General features: G+C 34.9%; 13 protein-coding genes. 8 read left to right on the forward strand and 5 right to left on the reverse strand.

The annotated features are described in order from the left end of the window. Positions 1-96 precede the first annotated feature (96 nt). The gene (locus tag FLV_RS13585; RefSeq protein WP_243234567.1) at positions 97-2,916 is read right to left on the reverse strand and encodes a starch-binding protein; all 2,820 of its coding nucleotides are present in this window, start codon (positions 2,914-2,916) and stop codon (positions 97-99) included. Between the two features lie 333 nt (positions 2,917-3,249). Continuing rightward, positions 3,250-4,452 (reverse strand): aminotransferase class I/II-fold pyridoxal phosphate-dependent enzyme, encoded by a 1,203-nt coding sequence (locus FLV_RS13590; protein WP_243234568.1) that lies wholly within the window; start codon positions 4,450-4,452, stop codon positions 3,250-3,252. 363 nt (positions 4,453-4,815) lie between these two features. On the opposite strand from FLV_RS13590, the gene FLV_RS13595 reads away from it, so the two are divergent. The 4 genes from FLV_RS13595 to FLV_RS13610 all read left to right on the forward strand — a co-directional run bounded on the left by FLV_RS13595 (position 4,816) and on the right by FLV_RS13610 (position 8,391). Further along, positions 4,816-5,274 carry an Lrp/AsnC family transcriptional regulator gene (locus tag FLV_RS13595; protein WP_243234569.1) on the forward strand — a complete coding sequence of 153 codons (459 nt, stop codon included), beginning with the start codon at positions 4,816-4,818 and terminating at the stop codon, positions 5,272-5,274. Between the two features lie 267 nt (positions 5,275-5,541). Next, positions 5,542-5,787, forward strand: coding sequence for a hypothetical protein (locus FLV_RS13600; protein ID WP_243234570.1), 246 nt, complete (start codon positions 5,542-5,544; stop codon positions 5,785-5,787). Positions 5,788-6,286: 499 nt separating this feature from the next. Then, positions 6,287-7,690, forward strand: coding sequence for a dihydrolipoyl dehydrogenase (lpdA, locus tag FLV_RS13605; protein WP_243234571.1), 1,404 nt, complete (start codon positions 6,287-6,289; stop codon positions 7,688-7,690). A gap of 158 nt (positions 7,691-7,848) precedes the next feature. Then, positions 7,849-8,391, forward strand: coding sequence for a lipocalin family protein (locus FLV_RS13610; protein WP_243234572.1), 543 nt, complete (start codon positions 7,849-7,851; stop codon positions 8,389-8,391). Positions 8,392-8,450: 59 nt separating this feature from the next. Here the strand turns inward: FLV_RS13610 and FLV_RS13615 are convergent, their stop codons facing one another. Further along, complete coding sequence (locus FLV_RS13615) at positions 8,451-8,825, reverse strand: DoxX family membrane protein (protein ID WP_243234573.1); 375 nt, start codon at positions 8,823-8,825, stop codon at positions 8,451-8,453. 206 nt (positions 8,826-9,031) lie between these two features. Then, positions 9,032-9,943, reverse strand: coding sequence for a DUF4349 domain-containing protein (locus tag FLV_RS13620; protein ID WP_243234574.1), 912 nt, complete (start codon positions 9,941-9,943; stop codon positions 9,032-9,034). Between the two features lie 188 nt (positions 9,944-10,131). Between FLV_RS13620 and FLV_RS13625 the strand changes: the two genes are divergently transcribed. The 3 genes from FLV_RS13625 (at position 10,132) to FLV_RS13635 (ending at position 13,023) form a co-directional block, all read left to right on the forward strand. Next, positions 10,132-11,427: an anthranilate synthase component I family protein gene (locus FLV_RS13625; RefSeq protein ID WP_243234575.1), complete on the forward strand. Its 1,296-nt coding sequence runs from the start codon at positions 10,132-10,134 to the stop codon at positions 11,425-11,427. Between the two features lie 26 nt (positions 11,428-11,453). Then, complete coding sequence (locus FLV_RS13630; RefSeq protein ID WP_243234576.1) at positions 11,454-12,464, forward strand: dipeptide epimerase; 1,011 nt, start codon at positions 11,454-11,456, stop codon at positions 12,462-12,464. Positions 12,465-12,558: 94 nt separating this feature from the next. After that, positions 12,559-13,023: a DUF1456 family protein gene (locus tag FLV_RS13635; RefSeq protein ID WP_243234577.1), complete on the forward strand. Its 465-nt coding sequence runs from the start codon at positions 12,559-12,561 to the stop codon at positions 13,021-13,023. A 273-nt stretch (positions 13,024-13,296) separates the two neighbouring features. Here FLV_RS13635 and sucC read toward each other — a convergent pair whose 3' ends face one another. Further along, positions 13,297-14,490, reverse strand: coding sequence for an ADP-forming succinate--CoA ligase subunit beta (gene sucC, locus FLV_RS13640; RefSeq protein ID WP_243234578.1), 1,194 nt, complete (start codon positions 14,488-14,490; stop codon positions 13,297-13,299). A 416-nt stretch (positions 14,491-14,906) separates the two neighbouring features. Between sucC and gltB the strand changes: the two genes are divergently transcribed. Beyond that, on the forward strand, positions 14,907-19,421 hold the full coding sequence (gltB, locus tag FLV_RS13645; protein ID WP_243234579.1) for a glutamate synthase large subunit: 4,515 nt from the start codon (positions 14,907-14,909) through the stop codon (positions 19,419-19,421). Positions 19,422-19,425 lie beyond the last annotated feature (4 nt).

Below are 19,425 nucleotides of genomic sequence, written 5' to 3' on the forward strand. Positions count from 1 at the left end.
TTAATTTGAAAGCAGCTTTAACATTAAGTTTTTAACCAATAAAGGGATGATTTTAGAACTCTAAAATCATCCCTTTATTGGTTAATTAAGTGGTTTTTACTTCTTGATTACATTTTTATAAATTGTTTTTTTATCTTCCGTAATCATTTTGATAATATAAATTCCTGCAGCTAAATTGCTTATGTCTATCTGTTGATTTTGAATGCTTTGGAAAGAAACTAAAGCTCCTTTGCTGTCGAAAATCCCGGCCTCTGTTACTTTATTATCCAAAGAGATGTTTACAGTACCGTAAGTTGGATTGGGGTATAGTATCAAATTTTTTGGAGAATTTATAGGGTCGTTTAATCCAAGTACTGCATTATATGAAGAATCATACCATTTATCAGAAGTGATTCCTGTTAAATCAGGACTTTGTGCTGTTCCGGCCTGATTCCTAAAAATAACGTTTACAGAAGTTGTTCCGGTAAAACTGTATTTGTACCAGCCATTTGATGTAGCTTCCATTGCAATTGATTGTGCCCATGTGATAGTTGGTACACTACCTGAAGGAAGTGCTGCCCAATAATAAATTTTTGGTATTCCCCATGCAGTTGCCGGTTTAAAATAAACGGTTATAGGTGCAATATTTTCTCCAACTGTATATGTTTTTGTCACAACATCAGATGTATTACCATCTGCATCCACGGCAAAAGTCTTAAAGGTTGTAGTTTTGGTAATGTTAATTGTTTTGGAAGACTCTGCAAAAGAGGAAGAAAGAGTAGGGGTAGAACCATCCGTTGTATAATATAATTTAGGTTTTGGATCAGTGCTGTCAGTTGCAGAAATAGTAACATCCAAAGCTGTTGAAGAGTAATTATTTTCTGGTGTGAAAGCAATTTTTGGTGCAACATCCAGATTTTTTCCTACCCAGACATGCTGAATTTTCGATTTGGTTACGTTTCCTTTTTTATCCGTTACTTCTACATAATAATCTAATAACTTTTCAGAGATACCTGCAATTTCAGCATAGTATTGATTTGCTATAACTTCTGGCAGCATGTATAAATCTGCTTGAGTATTACTGGTAATATTTCCTTTTGGAAAAATTCTTTCACTCATTGGTAAAGTAATCCAGTTTCCTACTTCTGAACCGCCTGCGTAAATTTCATTATCATTTGAGTTCAAACTGTTTTTTCCATCAACATCAATTCGATATTTTAATTCAGACTTTTGAATACCGCTTACATCATACGCAAAAGTATATACTGTAAAATCTGCTGAATTGAGAAAATCTTTATAAGCATAAGGGGCTCCATATCCCTTTTCTCCAGGGTTGTATGGCCAGCGTTGCGGAATAAATACTGACGGTTTTGTGGCATCTACACCCGGATGTGCATCGAGAGTTGGTTTTGCAAATTGTACACAGCGGTTAACAGCAAGTGTAGTTTTTATTTCTAAATCTTCTGCAAGGCCATAATACGCATTTCCACTGTCATAACCGGCCATTAAAAAATGCCAAGCTTTTTCGGCAGGGCTTACAGCTGCAGTGGGGTTTACAATTTCACTCATTCTAAGGTTGTTGCCTTCCAGTTGCTCTGCCATGATAGCGTGATTTTCTCCTGCAGTTGTAATTGCTTGGTTCATCATGTCTTCTGTCCAGGCGGTCGGATTAAATTTTTTTGTCACCGAATCATAAAATGGCCACAGCCAGTTTGTAAACTGTGGGTGTCCAAAATCGCCATCTGCATTTACCCATGCCCCATCTTCAACATGCACAACTTCTGATTCCGGTACAGGATTGTCGTGTAAATATTGAGGTATTGTAGTTGGGATGTTTCCATTGGCAGCAGCTGCATGAGAAAATCCTGTAACCGATTCATTGTAATATGAGGAGCCACCGCCCCAGGCATTATCTCCATCATGGGCAAATAAAACCAAAGGAGGTCTTGGAGAAGTAGAAGCTTTTGCAACAATTGGAGCAATCAGCGAAGTACCAATTGCGGAATACCCATCTTCATAACTCTCATAATCAGCCATAGGAACTACAGTAATTTTGTATTCCTGAGCGGTTTCCGGATCTACATATTTTGCTTTGTATGGAAGGTAAGAATAAGGTATGGCAAACTGACCTCCACGAGCATCTTTTTGGGCAGAAAACCAAGTGTTCCCTTTGGTTTCGACTTGGTCGGCTTTATTAGGAACATCACACATTGTTCCGCCGGAACCATATTTTAGAGGATAATCAGAGAGTGTTCGGGACAAATGGCTATTGGCGATTACTGACCATTCAATACCGCATTCTGTCAATGTTTTTATAATTCTTTCAGAAAAAGCACATTCTGCCGGCCAATATCCTTTAGAATCATGACTGCCAAATAATTGAGCAGTATAATATTGATGTGCTTTAATTTCTTTTTTTAAAGCTTCGTCGCTTAATAGCGGTGAAAGTGCATGATGCATCGTAAACGAAACCATTTCCATGCGGGAGAATCCGCCCGAAGTCTTCCATCCTTTAGCATCTTTAATATTTTGTATCCAGGAGTTAGAATATCCCCATTGATTGGCTTGTGCGAGTTCGTTAACGTTTTCCAGCAAAGAACCTCCGTAAGTAATTTGTGCTCCGGCTTTAGCTAAATCCCGAATAGAATTAATGGCATTTTTTGGGGCAAATTGATAAGCAGCAACCCGATCTCCGGTGCTGAAAATTTCTACCAGATTGTTTGTAGGGTGTGCTAGTCCGTTTTGATCATTATTGGCCCCTGAAACTTTTAAGTCCTGAGATTCTTTTACAATCTGGTATCGGTTTGGATTTTTTTTACTAATATCTCCCCAATATGTAGGTTGATGTAGGTGCCATAAATAAGATGTATTCACTTGTGCCTGTAAAAAAGCAAAGGGAATTAACAGGGTATAAAATAATAGTAGGCTTTTTTTCATAATTTAATTTCTGTTAGTTAAATTGTAAATTTTTTGTTAAAAATATAATTTATTGGTATTGAAATTATTGTATGAATTTTTATTTAAGAACTATTACGTTTTAGTGTTTGTAACTTTTTGTTAAAACCAAATAAAAAATACTTTATTCGTAAAAAATGTTGTTTTTTATTGATTTGTGTTTTTATTGTGTTTTTATTGTGTTGTTAGTTTGTTGGTAATGAGTATTTAATGTTTTTTTTTGGTAAAAAAAACCGCTTAGAGAAAAATCTCCAGCGGATTCAAACAAATTAATTAAAAAATAGTGCAAATTTATCTATTAAGAAATGTTTCTGTCTATAAAACTCCAATCTCCATCATGCAAGCCTTCATCATCTCGTAAGTACGCTTAATATCATTATCCAACCCGATAGAAAAACGAATCAGACCATCTGTCAATCCCATTTGGTGTTGTTCTTCTAGCGGAATTTCGCTAGAGGTCGAAGTTCCCGGAGCGCTGAATAACGTTTTATAAAACCCTAAACTTACCGCCAGATAGCCCAGATTTCTCGCTTGCATTAACTCCATCAATTCGTTGGCTTTAGCTAAAGTTCCAACATCAATAGTCAGCATTCCGCCAAAACCATATTCTGGATTAATCATCGTTTTGTATAATTCGTGACTCGGATGGCTTTTTAATCCCGGATAGACTGTTTTTAAACCATCAGCTTCAAATTGATCGGCCAGAAAATGCGCATTATGACTGTGCTGTTTAATTCGGATATGAAGTGTACGCAGGTTTTTCATCACGCTTGCAGAACGTAAACTATCCATTGTTGGTCCCAAAAGCATACTTGCTCCCGAGTTTACGTTTTTCAGCGAATTAATAAATTCCTTTGAAGCACAGGTCACACCGCCAACAGTATCGCTGCTTCCGTTAATGTATTTGGTTAAACTGTGAATCACAATATCAGCACCCAATCTTGCCGGAGAAACCGATAATGGTGAAAATGTATTATCAACAACCAGTTTCAGATTATATTTTTTAGCAATTTTTGCTAAACCTGCAATGTCTGCGACTTCCAATAGTGGATTACTTACAGTTTCACAATACAAAATTTTGGTTTTAGTAGTAATTGCAGCTTCTACAACATCCAGCTTTGTAATGTCAACAAAGCTCGTTTCAATACCAAAACGAGGTGTAAAATTCTTCAAAAAAGCGTAGGTTCCACCATAAATCGTTCGGCTCGAAACAATGTGATCGCCTGCTCCGCATAACTGTAAAATAGTAGGCGTAATAGCTCCCATACCCGAAGCCGAAACATTTGCTGTTTCGGTCCCTTCCATCGCCGCCAAAGCCTGATCCAGATACAAATTACTCGGCGATGAATGGCGGGAGTACAAATAACAACCTTCCATATTGCCTTCAAAAGTGTCGAACATAGTCTTGGCCGAAAGAAAAGTATATGTCGAAGAATCAGAAATCGAAGGATTCACGCCTCCAAATTCACCAAAGTATTGCAAATCCTGAATGTTGTCTGCCGGGTTAAAGTTTTTCATAATAGTTAGTTTTTGTTTTGTTTAAAGTTTCAGGTTTCAAGTTCCAACAACCTGAAACTTTAAACCTGAAACAATTTTTTTAGAAGCTGTTTCCTGCTATCCGCTATATCTTTTGTGGCGAACCCCGCCACAAAAGGATGTCGCTTCTATCAGGGCTAGGGCACTCGTTTTCAAAAGAAATTCAGTTCAAAATAAAGTCTATTTAGAAAATTAATCAACTATAAAACAAATAATTAGATTTTAAAACTACAAAAATGATTTTATAATGATTTTTGATCTAAATTTGATGCAAAAATTGTAGTCTGGTAGATTTTATTTCTCTTTATAAAACTATCAACCATCAACCAAAAACCATCAACTAAAATGACTCTAGACGCTACAGATAAAAAACTCCTTGTTTTACTCCAAACCGACAGTAAAAAGACAACCAAAGAATTATCCTTAAAACTCAATCTTTCAGTAACGGCAGTTTATGAAAGAATCAAAAAACTTGAGCGTGAAGGTATTATCAAAAACTACGTAGCCTTAGTTGATAAATCTAAAATTGAAAAAGGTTTTGTGGTTTTCTGTCATTTGAAACTAATTCAGCACACAAAAGAGTTTCTGACCAAATTTGAAAGCGAAGTAATAAAACTAAACGAGGTTTTAGAATGCCATCATGTAAGCGGTGACTATGATTATATTTTGAAAGTTTTGGTAAAAGATATGGAAGCTTACAGAGAGTTTTTAGTAACTAAACTAACTTCCTTACAGCATATTGGAAGTACACAAAGTACCTTTATGATTAGTGAAGTGAAGAATTCGACGGTGATTTCGTTCTAATGATTCTAAGATTTTGAGATGCTGAGATTCTAAGTTTATAATATCAAGATGGTTAGCGTATTTTTTGTCATTTCGACGAAGGAGAAATCTCCACAAGTAGCTCCGCATAGAATTTCCCAATCGTTGTAGAGTTTCTCGCGAAGATTTCTCCTTCGTCGAAATGACATAACTTACGAAAGTACTTTACAACTGTGAAGTAAAAATTAAGTAATCAACACATTTTTTAATTACTAAAAAGTATTAAATTTGATTTAAAATGCTACGACAATGGAAACGAAAGAATTAAGACGTAAACTCATAAAAGATTTTGGGAAATTCATTGAAGACGATTCAAAATTAGAAATTTTAAAAAGTGTTTTTGATGCCATTAATCATGATGAAAAAAAGTCAATAGTTTCCGATTCCCACTACGATTTAGTTGCTGAAGAAAGAGAAAAATATATCTCTGGAGAAAATAAGTCAAGTTCCTGGGGAGAAGTAGAAAAACGTCTGAATGCTAAGTATGGCTTTTAAAATTACTATTTTACCATTAGCAGAAAAAGAGATAGACGAATCTATTGAATTTTACGAAAGCAGAAGTAAAGGTTTAGGTAAGCAATTTCTAATTTATCTAAAATCATACTTAAAAGTCTTAAGTGTAAATCCCAAGCTATTCGAAATAAAAAGTAACCAATTGATCGCGAATTGACATTGGTTAAATTTCCATTTGTTATTATTTATGAGATTATTGAAAAAGAACTAATCATTTATTCAGTTTTTCATAATTCAAGAAATCCTCAAAAAACCTTGAGTCTTAACTTTTGAAAAATATTCTGGCTTTAAATTTATATATTTTTTTGATATCGAAATTTATAAGATTTTAAAAAGTTCAAATTCGTTAATCAAAAATCAAAAAAGAATCACTTTCTTTTTAAAAATTAAAGAAATCATAACAAAAAACCTTAAGCTTTAAACTTTAAACAAAACTTTATTCCTTAATTTTGTAACGCTAAAAATAAAAAATAGAAAAACTATGAGTTCATTTGACGTAGTCATTATAGGTTCAGGTCCTGGCGGATATGTATCAGCAATTCGTTGCGCACAATTAGGTTTCAAAACTGCTATTGTAGAAAAATATACTTCATTAGGCGGAACTTGCCTTAACGTAGGTTGTATTCCTTCAAAAGCATTATTATCATCTTCTCATCATTATGCAGAAATTGCTCATTTTGCAGATCACGGAATCGAAGTTTCCGGGGATGTAAAAATTAATTTAGAGAAAATGATCGCGCGCAAACAAGCCGTTGTAGATCAAACCGTAGGTGGAATCAACTACTTAATGGATAAAAATAAAATCACTGTTTTCAATGGTTTAGGTTCTTTCTTAGATGCAACTCACATTGCTGTTGCAAAAGCAGACGGAACGTCTGAAACTATCGAGGCAAAATATACTGTAATCGCTACAGGATCAAAACCGTCTTCTTTACCATTTATCAAAATTGATAAAGAAAGAATCATCACTTCTACAGAAGCTTTGGCTTTAAAAGAAGTTCCAAAACATTTAGTAATTATTGGAGGAGGAGTTATCGGAATCGAGCTTGGACAAGTTTATCTTCGTTTAGGAGCTCAGGTTTCTGTTGTGGAATTCATGGACAGAATCATTCCTGGAATGGACGGTTCTCTTTCTAAAGAATTAACTAAAGTATTGAAAAAACAAGGAATGAAATTCTACGTTTCCCACAAAGTAAAATCAGTTGAAAGAAACGGCGATGCTGTTACCGTTCAGGCTGAAAATGCAAAAGGAGAAACCATTACGCTGGAAGGAGATTATTCGTTAGTTTCTGTTGGGCGTCGTCCTTATACAGATGGATTAAACGCTGATAAAGCAGGAGTTAAAATCTCAGACAGAGGACAAGTTGAAGTAAACGATCATTTACAAACCAGTGTTCCAAATATCTACGCAATTGGTGACGTTGTTCGTGGAGCAATGTTAGCACACAAAGCGGAAGAAGAAGGAACAATGGTTGCTGAAATCTTAGCAGGTCAAAAACCACATATCGATTATAACTTAATTCCTGGTGTTGTTTACACTTGGCCAGAGGTTGCAGCAGTTGGACAAACTGAAGAGCAATTGAAAGCAGCCGGAGTTAAATACAAATCGGGAAGTTTTCCATTCAAAGCGCTAGGACGTGCCAGAGCAAGTGCTGACTTAGACGGATTCGTAAAAATCTTGGCTGATGAAAAAACAGATGAGGTTTTAGGTGTTCACATGATTGGTGCCCGTACTGCAGATTTAATTGCTGAAGCGGTTACGGCTATGGAATTCAAAGCTTCTGCTGAAGATATTTCAAGAATGAGCCATGCGCATCCAACTTTCGCAGAAGCGGTAAAAGAAGCAGCATTGGCAGCTACTGAAAACAGAGCGATACACGTATAATATTTTACGTAAAATCATATTTCAGAACCGTCAGAATTTATCTGGCGGTTTTTTTTTATCCTCATTTTAGCTTCGTAATAATATAATAATCAGGAGCAATTTTGTAAATCAAATGTATTTCAGTGGTAGTATCTTTAGAAAAATAAAAAGATAATGATATGAAAAACAGGTATATCGTTCCAATTTTAATCGGAGCAGGAATCGGACTCGCATTATGCTCATGTGGAGGAGGAATTCCGAAGAAAGCAACTGCTGTAACAAATTTTGACAGCACAAAATATCTTGGTAAATGGTATGAAATTGCCAGACTGGATTATAAATGGGAAAGAGATTTAGACAATGTTACTGCTGAGTATTCTTTGAATGAAGATAAAACGATTAAAGTCGATAATAAGGGATATAATTTCAAAAAAGGCAAAAGGGAACAGAGTATCGGGAAAGCTAAATTTGTCGAAAAAGAAAATATTGGAATGCTAAAAGTCTCTTTTTTCGGCCCTTTTTATTCCGGCTACAATGTGGTTTTAATTGACCCCGATTACAAGTACGCTCTTGTTGCCGGTGAAAGTTTAAAATATATGTGGATACTTTCAAGAGAAAAGACAATTCCGGAAAGTGTTAAAACTGATTTTCTTATGAAAGCCAGAGAAATTGGTTATACAACATCAGATTTGGTTTGGGTAAAACACGATAAAACAAATTAAAAATAAACCCGAGAGATTTTTATTTCTGTCGGGTTTTGTATTTTGAATTAAAATCAGGATCATGGAGTAAAAACGCTTTTATAATTATCCCAATATCTGTAAATCAAAAATAAATTAGCTAAGAATAATAAACCTGCAATGGGTAAACCTTCCGGGGCAAGAAAATAATTGATGAACAGAATATTTACCGTTATGGGTAAAATCAAAATATTGGCTAATGTTACAAAACGTCCCGTGACGAAAGCGATTCCACAAAGTAATTCAATAGATTTTGCCAAAGGGAGTAAATAAGTTGAGGCAACAAGGCCTACATTAAAAGCTTTAAAGTTTCCTGTTACTTCTGGCTCAGGAGCCAGCTTAAAGAAAAAGCTGATTGAAGCAAAAAGAAGTAAAAGACCAATTAAAACGCGGACAATAATCGTGGCAATTTTCATAATACTTAGGATTTTTTAAGGTTAAAAAATATATATAAGCTATTGGAAAAGATGCAAACCGAAAGTCTCAAATTAAAATCACAAATATATTTTTTGTAATCTTTTTTAAGAATTTTGTAATTAAACGCATCAAATTTTAGTGATTGGTTTAATTCTATATCAAATATAACGAATTTTTTCTTATGAAAATGCAAATTTATTACCGATTATTGTTTCTTCAGATACTTCTTGTAAAGGAAAAATCCGCCAATGCTTATTAAGATAAATGGCCACAGATTAACGAAGAAAACTAAGATTGACTGTAAAATATACCAGCCACTTTTCAGCGAGTCTATTATCTGGATTCCAAGGTTTGGTTTGTAAGCAGCAGGATCTTTTTCGCAGGCAATTATTTCTTGCTGTATTGTTTCGTTTTGATAAAGTTGTAAAGTAACCGTGCTGAAATTAATTTGATCCTGAAGCGATAAATTTTCTACTGTTCGATTATCATTTGCTTCTTTTTGGTTTGCCAAAGTATTTTCAGCCGCCATAATATCATTGATTTTTTTGCCCTTTTCGTCAATCGCTTTTTCGACTCTTTTTTCGGTATTGGTACTTCTTTTTTGAGAAAGCTGATTTGATAATAATTTCAGTGAAACATCATCGGCTTTGATTACCCTGAAATCAAGGAAATCAATTTGTTTGGCAATAGTTTTTATAACCGTATCGAGCTGAGTATTAGGAACGCGGATTATGATGTTGTTTTCTACCGTATATTTAGTAGTTTCAAGAGTGCTGTCCTGACTGATTTTGGTTTTAATCTGTTCCTGAATAGTGCTCTGTAAATTGGTATAGGTAACAAATCCACCGAATTTTTGGGTAGCATTTTCAATTGCATAAGTTGATCTGACGACGTTTTTAACCTTGAATTTGATATCAGCAGTTCGGATGAATTTCTGTTTGCTGTCTTTTTTTTCGACTGCTGCCGATGATGAAATGGCTGTGCTGGATAAAACAGCTGTACTGTCGGTTAGTGCGTAATCTGCTGTAGCTTCAGCTGTAGCGTCTGCTTTTTTGCAGGAAAATAATACTGCGGTAACGACTAAGGTGGTCAAGCCTAATTTTGCAATTGTTTTCATAAAGTTTTTAAATGTTGATTAATAAATAATTTTTGTAAAAGGGTAGGTAGTGTTTAATCAAATAGGCAGAAAAGTTTTAAGAATTACTGTTAATTCGATATACTAAAAAGTGTGCCAATATTTTTTTACGATTACTTTATCGAAGGAAATTTTTTGTCGTAATTTTGAAGTCTAAAATTGATTCATTTTTGAGAGTTTCCATTCACAAGCACATTCCGGATCCGGAGCATTTTAAACAACAGCTTTTAAGTTGGTCACAACAATTTCGAGAAGTTATTTTTTTGGATAGTAATACGTATCCGCAAGAATATTCCAATTTTGATTGTATGATGGCTGTTGATGCTTTTACGTCTTTAAAAACAGATTTTCATAATGCGTTTGAGGATTTAAAACAGTATCAGCAAACTACAAAAGACTGGCTTTTTGGTTATTTGTCTTATGATCTTAAAAATGATACAGAGTCTTTAAAATCATCCAATTTTGATGGACTGAATTTTCCTGATTTGTTTTTCTTTCAGCCCAAAAAAGTATTTTTGTTGAAAGGAAATCAGCTTGAAATCAGCTATTTGATGTTATGTGATGATGAGGTCGAAGATGATTTTGAAGAAATTATTCAAAGTAAAAAGGATTCTTTTGAAACTTTGGATAAAGTCGAAGTGCAACACCGAATTTCAAAAGAATTATATCTTCAAAAAGTAACAAAAATGCTGGAACATATTCATGTAGGTGATATGTATGAAGCTAATTTTTGTATGGAATTTTTTGCCGAAAATGTAGTTGTAAATCCGCTGGAAAAATTTCAAAAACTGAATGAGATTTCAAAAGCGCCTTTTTCGGTTTTCTTTAAAAATAACAAACAATTTTTGCTTTCTGCTTCACCGGAACGCTACCTGAAAAAAGTGGGAGACAAAATCATTTCTCAGCCGATAAAAGGAACTTCAAAGCGATTTTCAGATATAAATCTGGATGAAGAATCGAAAAAAAATCTTCAAAACGATGCAAAAGAACGTGCTGAAAATATCATGATAACCGATTTGGTTCGAAATGATTTATCACACACAGCACAAAAAGGTTCAGTAGAAGTTACAGAACTCTGTAAAATTTATTCTTTTTTACAGGTGCACCAAATGATTTCTACGGTAACTTCAAAATTAGATCCTCAATATGCTCCTGTAGATGTTTTAAAAACAACTTTTCCAATGGGAAGTATGACGGGGGCTCCAAAAATTTCGGTAATGAAAATTATTGAAAATCTGGAAGAAACCAAGCGTGGTTTGTATAGCGGAGCAGTAGGTTATTTTACTCCTGAAGGCGATTTTGATTTTAATGTTGTAATCAGAAGTATTTTGTATAATCAGGAAAATAAATACGTTTCGTTTTCCGTTGGAAGTGCTATCACAGCTCAATCGGTTCCTGAAAAAGAATATGAAGAATGTTTGTTAAAGGCCAAAGCAATGTCTGAGGTATTATCAGGTTCATTTTGAAAATAATAATTTAAAAGTGTTTGTATATGAAGTTAATCTTAAGAGCTTATAATTTAAAATTAAAACACACTTTTAGAATTTCAAGAAAAACAATCGATTTTCAGCCTTCATTAATAGTTGAATTACAGGATGATGGATTTTCAGGATATGGTGAAGCAACTTCAAATCCATATTATAATATTACAGTTGAAATTTTGCAAAATGATATTGAAAAAATCCGCGATATTATAGAAGTAACTTCAAATGAAACGCCTGAGGAATTTTGGTCAAAGATAAGTCTGTTTTTAAAAGATAATCCTTTTGCTTTATGTGCTTTGGATAATGCATATAATGATTTGTATGCGCGTAAAAAAAGGAAAAAACTATACGAATTATGGAATTACGATATCAGTCATAATCCGTTGACTAATTATACCATTGGAATTGACAGTATCGAAAATATGATTGCTAAGATGAATGAGCTTCCGTGGCCCATTTATAAAATTAAACTTGGAACGCCGGAAGATATTGCAATTGTTACCGAATTACGAAAACACACCAATGCCATTTTTAGGGTCGATGCCAATTGCGCCTGGACAGTTGGAGAAACTTTAGAAAATGCAAAAGCATTTAAAGATTTAAACGTAGAATTTATAGAACAGCCTTTGAAAGCTGATAATTGGAAAGGCCATCGGGAGGTCTATCAAAATGCTGTTTTACCTGTTATAGCCGATGAAAGTTGTATTGCAGAATCAGATGTTGCAAAATGTCACAATCATTTTCATGGTGTGAATATCAAATTAATGAAATGTGGCGGAATAACGCCAGGTCGAAGAATGGTTGCTGAAGCCAAAAAACTGGGTTTGAAAACAATGGTGGGTTGTATGACCGAATCGTCTGTTGGAATTTCAGCTATTGCACATTTACTGCCTGAATTAGATTATGTTGATATGGATGGTTCGCTATTGCTGGCAGAAGATATTGCTGGCGGTGTGATAATAAAAAACGGTAAAACTTATTATTCGGACAGAGCAGGAACAGGAGTGATTTTATTCTAATATTTCCTTTTAAAATAGTGTACCTTTGCAAAATAAATGATCCTGAGGAAGAACAAATAAAACTTGAAACCTCAAACCTGAAACAAAACAAAAAATGACAAATAACGATATCTTAAAAAAACTTCGCGTGGCTCTGATGCTCCGTGACGATCAAATAGTTGAAATTTTAGAATTAGTAGATTTTAGAATTTCAAAATCAGAATTAGGAGCTTTTTTCAGAGCTGAAGATCATCCTAACTATATGGAATGCGGCGATCAGCTTTTGCGTAATTTCCTAAACGGATTGGTTATTCATTTAAGAGGAACTAAAGAAAATCCTAAAAATCCAACTGATGTTTTAGCGAAGCATAAAGCTGAAATTCCGAAGAAAGAAAATGCTAAAGACAGACCTGAGTTTAAAGCTGTGCCAAAAGACAGCGAAAGAGGAAGAGGTGATCAAAGTCCTTCAAAGTCTGGTTCGGCTGCTAAAAAACCTAAAAAGAAAGAATTTCCAAAAGGCAATGGAAAAATAGCTGTTGTAGAGAAAGTAGTTTACAAAAACGGTAAGAATAAAAAGTAGTAAATATTACGCGATATAAGATTTCATGAAATCCTTTCGATTGTTCGAGGGGATTTTTTTTACAAAGCATTTTATGGTAGAGACGCACAGCAGTGCGTCTACGTCCCGTGAATCCATAATCAAAATACGTTGGTAGACGCACTGCTGTGCATCTTTACAATATACCTTGTCTTAAAATATTCTCGAAAGGAATATTTTTGATATAATTACAAACAAAAAATCCATTCGTTTTTACGAATGGATTTTTAATATATAACTAATTTTCTTATTTAATTAAGAAAGAGCAGCTTTAACCTGATCAGCAGCTTCCTGAAATTGAACTGCAGATAAGATTGGCATACCAGAGTTGTCAATTAATTCTTTTGCAATTTCAGCATTTGTTCCTTGCAAACGAACGATAATTGGCACATTGATAGCGTCACCCATGTTTTTGTAAGCATCAACAACACCCTGAGCAACACGGTCGCAACGAACGATTCCTCCGAAGATGTTAATCAAAATAGCTTTTACGTTTGGATCTTTTAAGATGATACGGAAAGCTGTTTCAACACGTTTAGCATCAGCAGTTCCTCCTACGTCAAGGAAGTTAGCAGGTTCAAAACCAGCGTATTTAATTAAGTCCATAGTTGCCATTGCAAGACCGGCTCCGTTTACCATACATCCTACAGTACCGTCAAGATCTACATAGTTCAAACCAACTTCTTTAGCTTCAACTTCGATTGGATTTTCTTCAAGAATATCGCGCATCTCTGCATAGGCTTTTTGTCTGTACAAAGCGTTATCGTCAATATTTACTTTAGCATCAACAGCTAATATTTTGTTATCAGATGTTTTTAATACAGGGTTGATTTCGAACATAGAAGCATCAGATCCAATGTAAGCATTGTATAGTGCGTCAATGAATTTAACCATTTCTTTAAAAGCATTTCCTGAAAGGCCTAAGTTAAAAGCAATTCTTCTTGCCTGAAAACCTTGTAAACCTACAGAAGGATCAACTTCTTCAGTAAAGATTAAGTGTGGTGTGTGTTCAGCAACTTCTTCGATATCCATTCCACCTTCAGTAGAATACATAATCATGTTGCGTCCTGTAGCTCTATTCAATAAAACAGAAACATAAAATTCAGAAGTTTCGCTTTCGCCTGGGTAATATACATCCTCAGCGATTAAAACTTTGTGTACTTTTTTACCTTCAGCAGAAGTCTGTGGTGTAATTAATTGCATTCCGATAATTTCGCTTGCAATTCCTTCTACTTTATCAATTCCTTTGGCAAGTTTTACTCCACCACCTTTTCCACGTCCACCTGCGTGAATTTGTGCTTTAACAACATACCAGCTTGTACCGGTTTCTGTTGTTAATTGTTTTGCAGCAGCTACAGCTTCAACCGCATTGTTAGCCACAATTCCGCGTTGAATGCGTACTCCGTAACTCGCTAAAATTTCTTTTCCTTGATATTCGTGTATGTTCATAATATAGAATTTGTCTGGTTCTGAATTTATTTCAGAATAAAAGTGCGACAAAAGTAGCAAAATTGAACCGAAAAGTAAAATCTTTTTTAATTAATAATAAAGCAATCTTAGTTTGTTAAATAAATCTGTATTAAAGCTAAAAAAAGGTTAAATAAATATTTCCTTATCATTAATTTTAAATCACTATATCGTTTTAGAATTAACAGAAAAGCAACCTGTTTTTGTTACATAATGTTGATTTTTCTTAATATAATTTAAATGCAATTGTCATTTTGGCAATTCACAATGCTTTCTGTAATATTATTATCATTTAAGAACCGTTTTTCTAATATTCCTATAAAAGTGTAAGGTAAAGCATAATTTTGGTATATTATATTTAATGAAATCTTTATTTTTGTAAAAAAAAAATATCAAGAATGAAACTAAAAGAACAAGGCCTTTATTTGCCAGAATTCGAGCATGAAAATTGCGGAGCTGGTTTTATCTGCAATCTTAAAGGAGAAAAGACAAACCAAATTATTCACGACGCTCTTGAGATTCTAGTTAAGCTGGAACACAGAGGAGGAGTGAGTGCCGATGGAAAAACAGGAGATGGAGCTGGACTTTTAATTGATATTCCTCATGATTATTTCAAGAGGATATGTGATTTTGAATTGCCTGCTGCACGTGAGTATGCTGTTGGAATGGTATTTTTACCAAAAATTAAGAATCAATATGATTTTTGTAAAGATATTTTTGAAAAAGAAGTCAATGCACAAGGGCTTTCTGTTTTAGGATGGAGAGAAGTGCCGGTTGATTCTTCTCAACTGGGGGAAATTGCATTGGCATCAGAACCAAGTATCGAACAGATCTTTATTGGAAAAAACGAAGCGATTGATGATGCTGTTTTTAAAGCAAAATTATATGCAGCACGTAAGATTACTGAGCATAGTATCAGGCATTCAAAGATATCACAAAGCGCGTATTTTTATCTTCCGAGTTTATCAACGACGACCATAATATATAAAGGTATTATTATGCCTGAAGATATTGGGCCGTATTATACTGATTTACAGCAAACGGATTTGGTGACTCGTCTTGCATTGGTACACCAGCGTTTTTCTACCAATACAATGCCTACGTGGGAATTGGCTCAGCCATTTAGATATATGTGTCAGAATGGAGAGATCAATACTTTGCGTGGTAACGTGAGTAGGATGCGTGTTCGTGAAGAAATTATGAAAAGTGAGGTTTTCGGACCACAAATCGATAAATTATTCCCAATCATTTTACCAGGAAAATCAGATTCTGCTTCTATGGATATGGTGGTAGAATTGTTGACACACACAGGAAGATCATTGCCTGAAGTAATGATGATGATGATTCCTGAAGCATGGGAAAAACACAAAACAATGTCTCCTGAAAGAAAAGCATTCTACGAATATAATGCTTGTATCATGGAGCCTTGGGATGGTCCTGCTTCGGTACCTTTCTCTGATGGAGATTATGTAGGGGCTTTATTAGATCGTAACGGACTAAGACCTTCAAGATATACGGTTACCAAAAGCGGTAAATTAATTATGGCCTCAGAAATTGGGGTTGTAGATGTTGATGCTGAGGATGTAGAAAGCCATGGTAGATTAGAACCGGGTAAAATGTTTCTTGTAGACATGAACGAAGGTAGAATTATAAATGATGAGGAAATTAAAAGTAAAATTGTTTCTGAAAGACCTTATCAGGAATGGTTAAACCAATATAGACTTCACTTGAGAGATGTTCCTGAAACATCAGATGTTTGTCCAGTTGAAACTATCGATCTTCCAACAAGAGAACGTCTTTTTAATTACACATTAGAGGATATTCAGGATATGATTACGCCAATGGCTCAAACTGGTAAAGAAGCCTTGGGGTCAATGGGTATTGATACACCTCTTGCGGTATTATCAGACAGACCACAATTAATTCCTAATTATTTCAAACAATTATTTGCACAGGTAACCAATCCGCCTTTGGACGGAATCCGAGAGGAAATTGTGACAGATATTGCTCTGAATTTAGGTCAGGATCGTAATATTTTTGACATTAGCAGTAAGCAATGCCGAAAATTAAGAATTCAGAATCCGGTTATTTCTAACGGAGATTTAGAAAAAATCAGAACAATTTCTATAGATAATTTTAAAGCAGAAACTTTTAAAATTTTATATCCGAAATCAGAGGGTATGAATGGTTTGGAAAATGCTTTAGATGCTATTATTGTTCAAATCACAAAAGCGGTAGAACAAGGTACAAATATTATTATCCTTTCTGACAGAGGGGTTAATAAAGAATTTGCTCCAATTCCGGCTTTATTGGCTTGTTCGTATGTGAATCATCAAATGAACCGTTTACGTAAGCGTTCATATTTTGATATTATCATGGAATCTGCTGAACCGCGTGAGCCACATCATTTTGCTACTTTGTTTGGATATGGTGCAAGTGCGATTAATCCTTATATGGTTAATGAAATTATTAGAGTTCAGGTTAAGGAAGGGTTTATTACCGGAATTCCAGAACAAAAAGCAGTTGATAATTTCAATAAAGCTATTGGATCAGGAATTTTGAAAATCATGAATAAAATTGGAATCTCAACTTTACACTCGTACAGAGGTTCTCAGATTTTTGAGATTGTTGGATTTAATTCTAAATTCGTTGAAAAATACTTCCCATATACAGCTTCAAGAATCGAAGGTATTGGGCTTTATGAAATTGAAAAAGAAATTACAGAAAGATATAAATATGCTTATCCTGATAAACTAATTGCAAACCGATTAGGATTAAACATTGGAGGAGAATACAGATGGAGACGTAATGGAGAAAGACACTTGTTTAATCCTACTACGATTGCCAAATTACAACAAGCTGTTCGATTGAGCGATCAGGACAGTTACGATGTGTATGCCAATACAATTAACGATCAGGCTAAGAGTTTAATGACGATTCGTGGATTATTCGAATTTGATAATTTAGATCCGATTCCATTAGACGAAGTAGAGCCATGGACAGAAATTGTAAAACGTTTCAAAACGGGAGCAATGTCTTACGGATCGATTTCAAGAGAGGCACATGAAAATTTAGCGATTGCCATGAACCGTATTGGAGGAAAATCCAATTCTGGTGAAGGTGGAGAGGACAGAAAACGTTTTCAACCGGATGTAAACGGTGACAGCCGTAACTCGGCTATCAAACAAGTTGCTTCGGGACGTTTTGGAGTTACTTCTCACTATTTGTCAAGTGCAAAAGAAATTCAGATTAAAATGGCTCAGGGAGCTAAGCCTGGAGAAGGTGGTCAGTTACCTGGAGAAAAAGTATTACCGTGGATTGCAGAAGCACGTAATTCAACTCCTTTCGTAGGATTGATTTCACCTCCGCCACACCATGATATTTACTCTATTGAGGATTTGGCACAATTAATTTTCGACTTGAAAAATGCAAATAGAGAAGCCCGTATCAATGTGAAATTGGTTTCTGAAGTTGGAGTTGGTACAATTGCTGCAGGTGTTGCGAAAGCAAAAGCAGATGTTGTTTTAATTGCAGGTTATGACGGTGGAACAGGAGCTTCTCCTTTGACTTCATTGAAACACGCAGGTCTTCCTTGGGAACTTGGATTGGCAGAAGCACAGCAGACTTTAGTGTTAAACAACTTAAGAAGCAGAATTGTTGTAGAGTGTGATGGCCAGTTAAAAACAGGACGTGACGTAGCTATCGCTGCTTTATTAGGGGCTGAGGAATTTGGTTTTGCAACTGCTCCTCTTGTAGCTTCAGGTTGTATCATGATGCGTAAATGTCACCTGAATACGTGTCCTGTTGGAATTGCAACTCAGGACAAAGAATTGCGTAAAAATTTCAAAGGAACTCCTGAGCATGTTATTAATTTCTTCTATTATGTTGCTGAAGAATTAAGAGGTATCATGGCGCAATTAGGATTTAGAACTTTAGGAGAAATGGTTGGGCAAACCCATAAAATCAATTCTAATAAAGCAATCGATCATTACAAAGCAAAAGGATTAGATTTATCTTCTATTTTACACAGACCGGCAGCGTATAAAACAATGCCAGTTTCAAATACAGAAAAACAGGATCATGGTTTAGAAGGTGTATTGGATTTCCAAATTCTGAAAGATTCTCACCGTGCTTTGTATAGAAAAGAAAAAATGACTTTAGAGTATCCAATCAACAATATAAACCGTTCTGTTGGAGCTATTGTAAGTAATGAGATTTCTAAAATATACGGTCACCTTGGATTACCTGAGGATACTTTAAATATTAATTTTACTGGTTCTGCAGGTCAGAGTTTAGGAGCTTTTAGTGCTCATGGACTAACATTTACTGTAGAAGGAAATACGAATGATTATTTAGGTAAAGGATTATCCGGAGCTAAATTGATCATTAAAAAACCTGCAAAAGCAACTTTTGTAGCTGAGAATAATATCATTGTTGGAAACGTTTGTTTATTTGGTGCAATCGAGGGAGAGGCTTATATCAATGGTATAGCCGGAGAACGATTTGCAGTACGTAATTCTGGAGCGATTGCTGTAGTGGAAGGTGTTGGAGATCACGGTTGTGAGTACATGACCGGAGGTAAAGTAGTAGTATTGGGTAGTACCGGTCGTAACTTTGCTGCAGGTATGAGCGGTGGTATCGCTTATATCTATGATCCTGAACACAAGTTTAAAAACGGATTGTGTAATACGGAAACAATCGAATTTGAAACAGTTGAAGGCGCAGATGCTGATGACTTGAAAAATTTAATCCAAAGACACGTTCTGTACACGAACAGTACAAGAGGGACAGAATTATTAAACGATTGGGAATCTAGCTTGGACAATTTCGTCAAAGTGATGCCTACAGAGTACAAAAAAGCATTGAAACGTCTGGAAACAGAAGAACAAATGGTAGAAGAATTAACAGCATAATACA

This window comes from Flavobacterium pectinovorum, assembly GCF_022802975.1.
GTDB classification, from domain to species: Bacteria; Bacteroidota; Bacteroidia; order Flavobacteriales; family Flavobacteriaceae; genus Flavobacterium; species Flavobacterium pectinovorum_B.

Bases quoted from the DNA above. Each gene is read 5' to 3' on its own strand.
- sucC (WP_243234578.1), bottom strand. From the start codon at position 14,490: ATGAACATACACGAATATCAAGGAAAAGAAATTTTAGCGAGTTACGGA.
- FLV_RS13610 (WP_243234572.1), top strand. From the start codon at position 7,849: ATGAAAAACAGGTATATCGTTCCAATTTTAATCGGAGCAGGAATCGGA.
- FLV_RS13630 (WP_243234576.1), top strand. From the start codon at position 11,454: ATGAAGTTAATCTTAAGAGCTTATAATTTAAAATTAAAACACACTTTT.
- FLV_RS13620 (WP_243234574.1), bottom strand. From the start codon at position 9,943: ATGAAAACAATTGCAAAATTAGGCTTGACCACCTTAGTCGTTACCGCA.
- gltB (WP_243234579.1), top strand. From the start codon at position 14,907: ATGAAACTAAAAGAACAAGGCCTTTATTTGCCAGAATTCGAGCATGAA.
- FLV_RS13590 (WP_243234568.1), bottom strand. From the start codon at position 4,452: ATGAAAAACTTTAACCCGGCAGACAACATTCAGGATTTGCAATACTTT.
- FLV_RS13635 (WP_243234577.1), top strand. From the start codon at position 12,559: ATGACAAATAACGATATCTTAAAAAAACTTCGCGTGGCTCTGATGCTC.
- FLV_RS13595 (WP_243234569.1), top strand. From the start codon at position 4,816: ATGACTCTAGACGCTACAGATAAAAAACTCCTTGTTTTACTCCAAACC.
- FLV_RS13600 (WP_243234570.1), top strand. From the start codon at position 5,542: ATGGAAACGAAAGAATTAAGACGTAAACTCATAAAAGATTTTGGGAAA.
- FLV_RS13615 (WP_243234573.1), bottom strand. From the start codon at position 8,825: ATGAAAATTGCCACGATTATTGTCCGCGTTTTAATTGGTCTTTTACTT.
- FLV_RS13585 (WP_243234567.1), bottom strand. From the start codon at position 2,916: ATGAAAAAAAGCCTACTATTATTTTATACCCTGTTAATTCCCTTTGCT.
- lpdA (WP_243234571.1), top strand. From the start codon at position 6,287: ATGAGTTCATTTGACGTAGTCATTATAGGTTCAGGTCCTGGCGGATAT.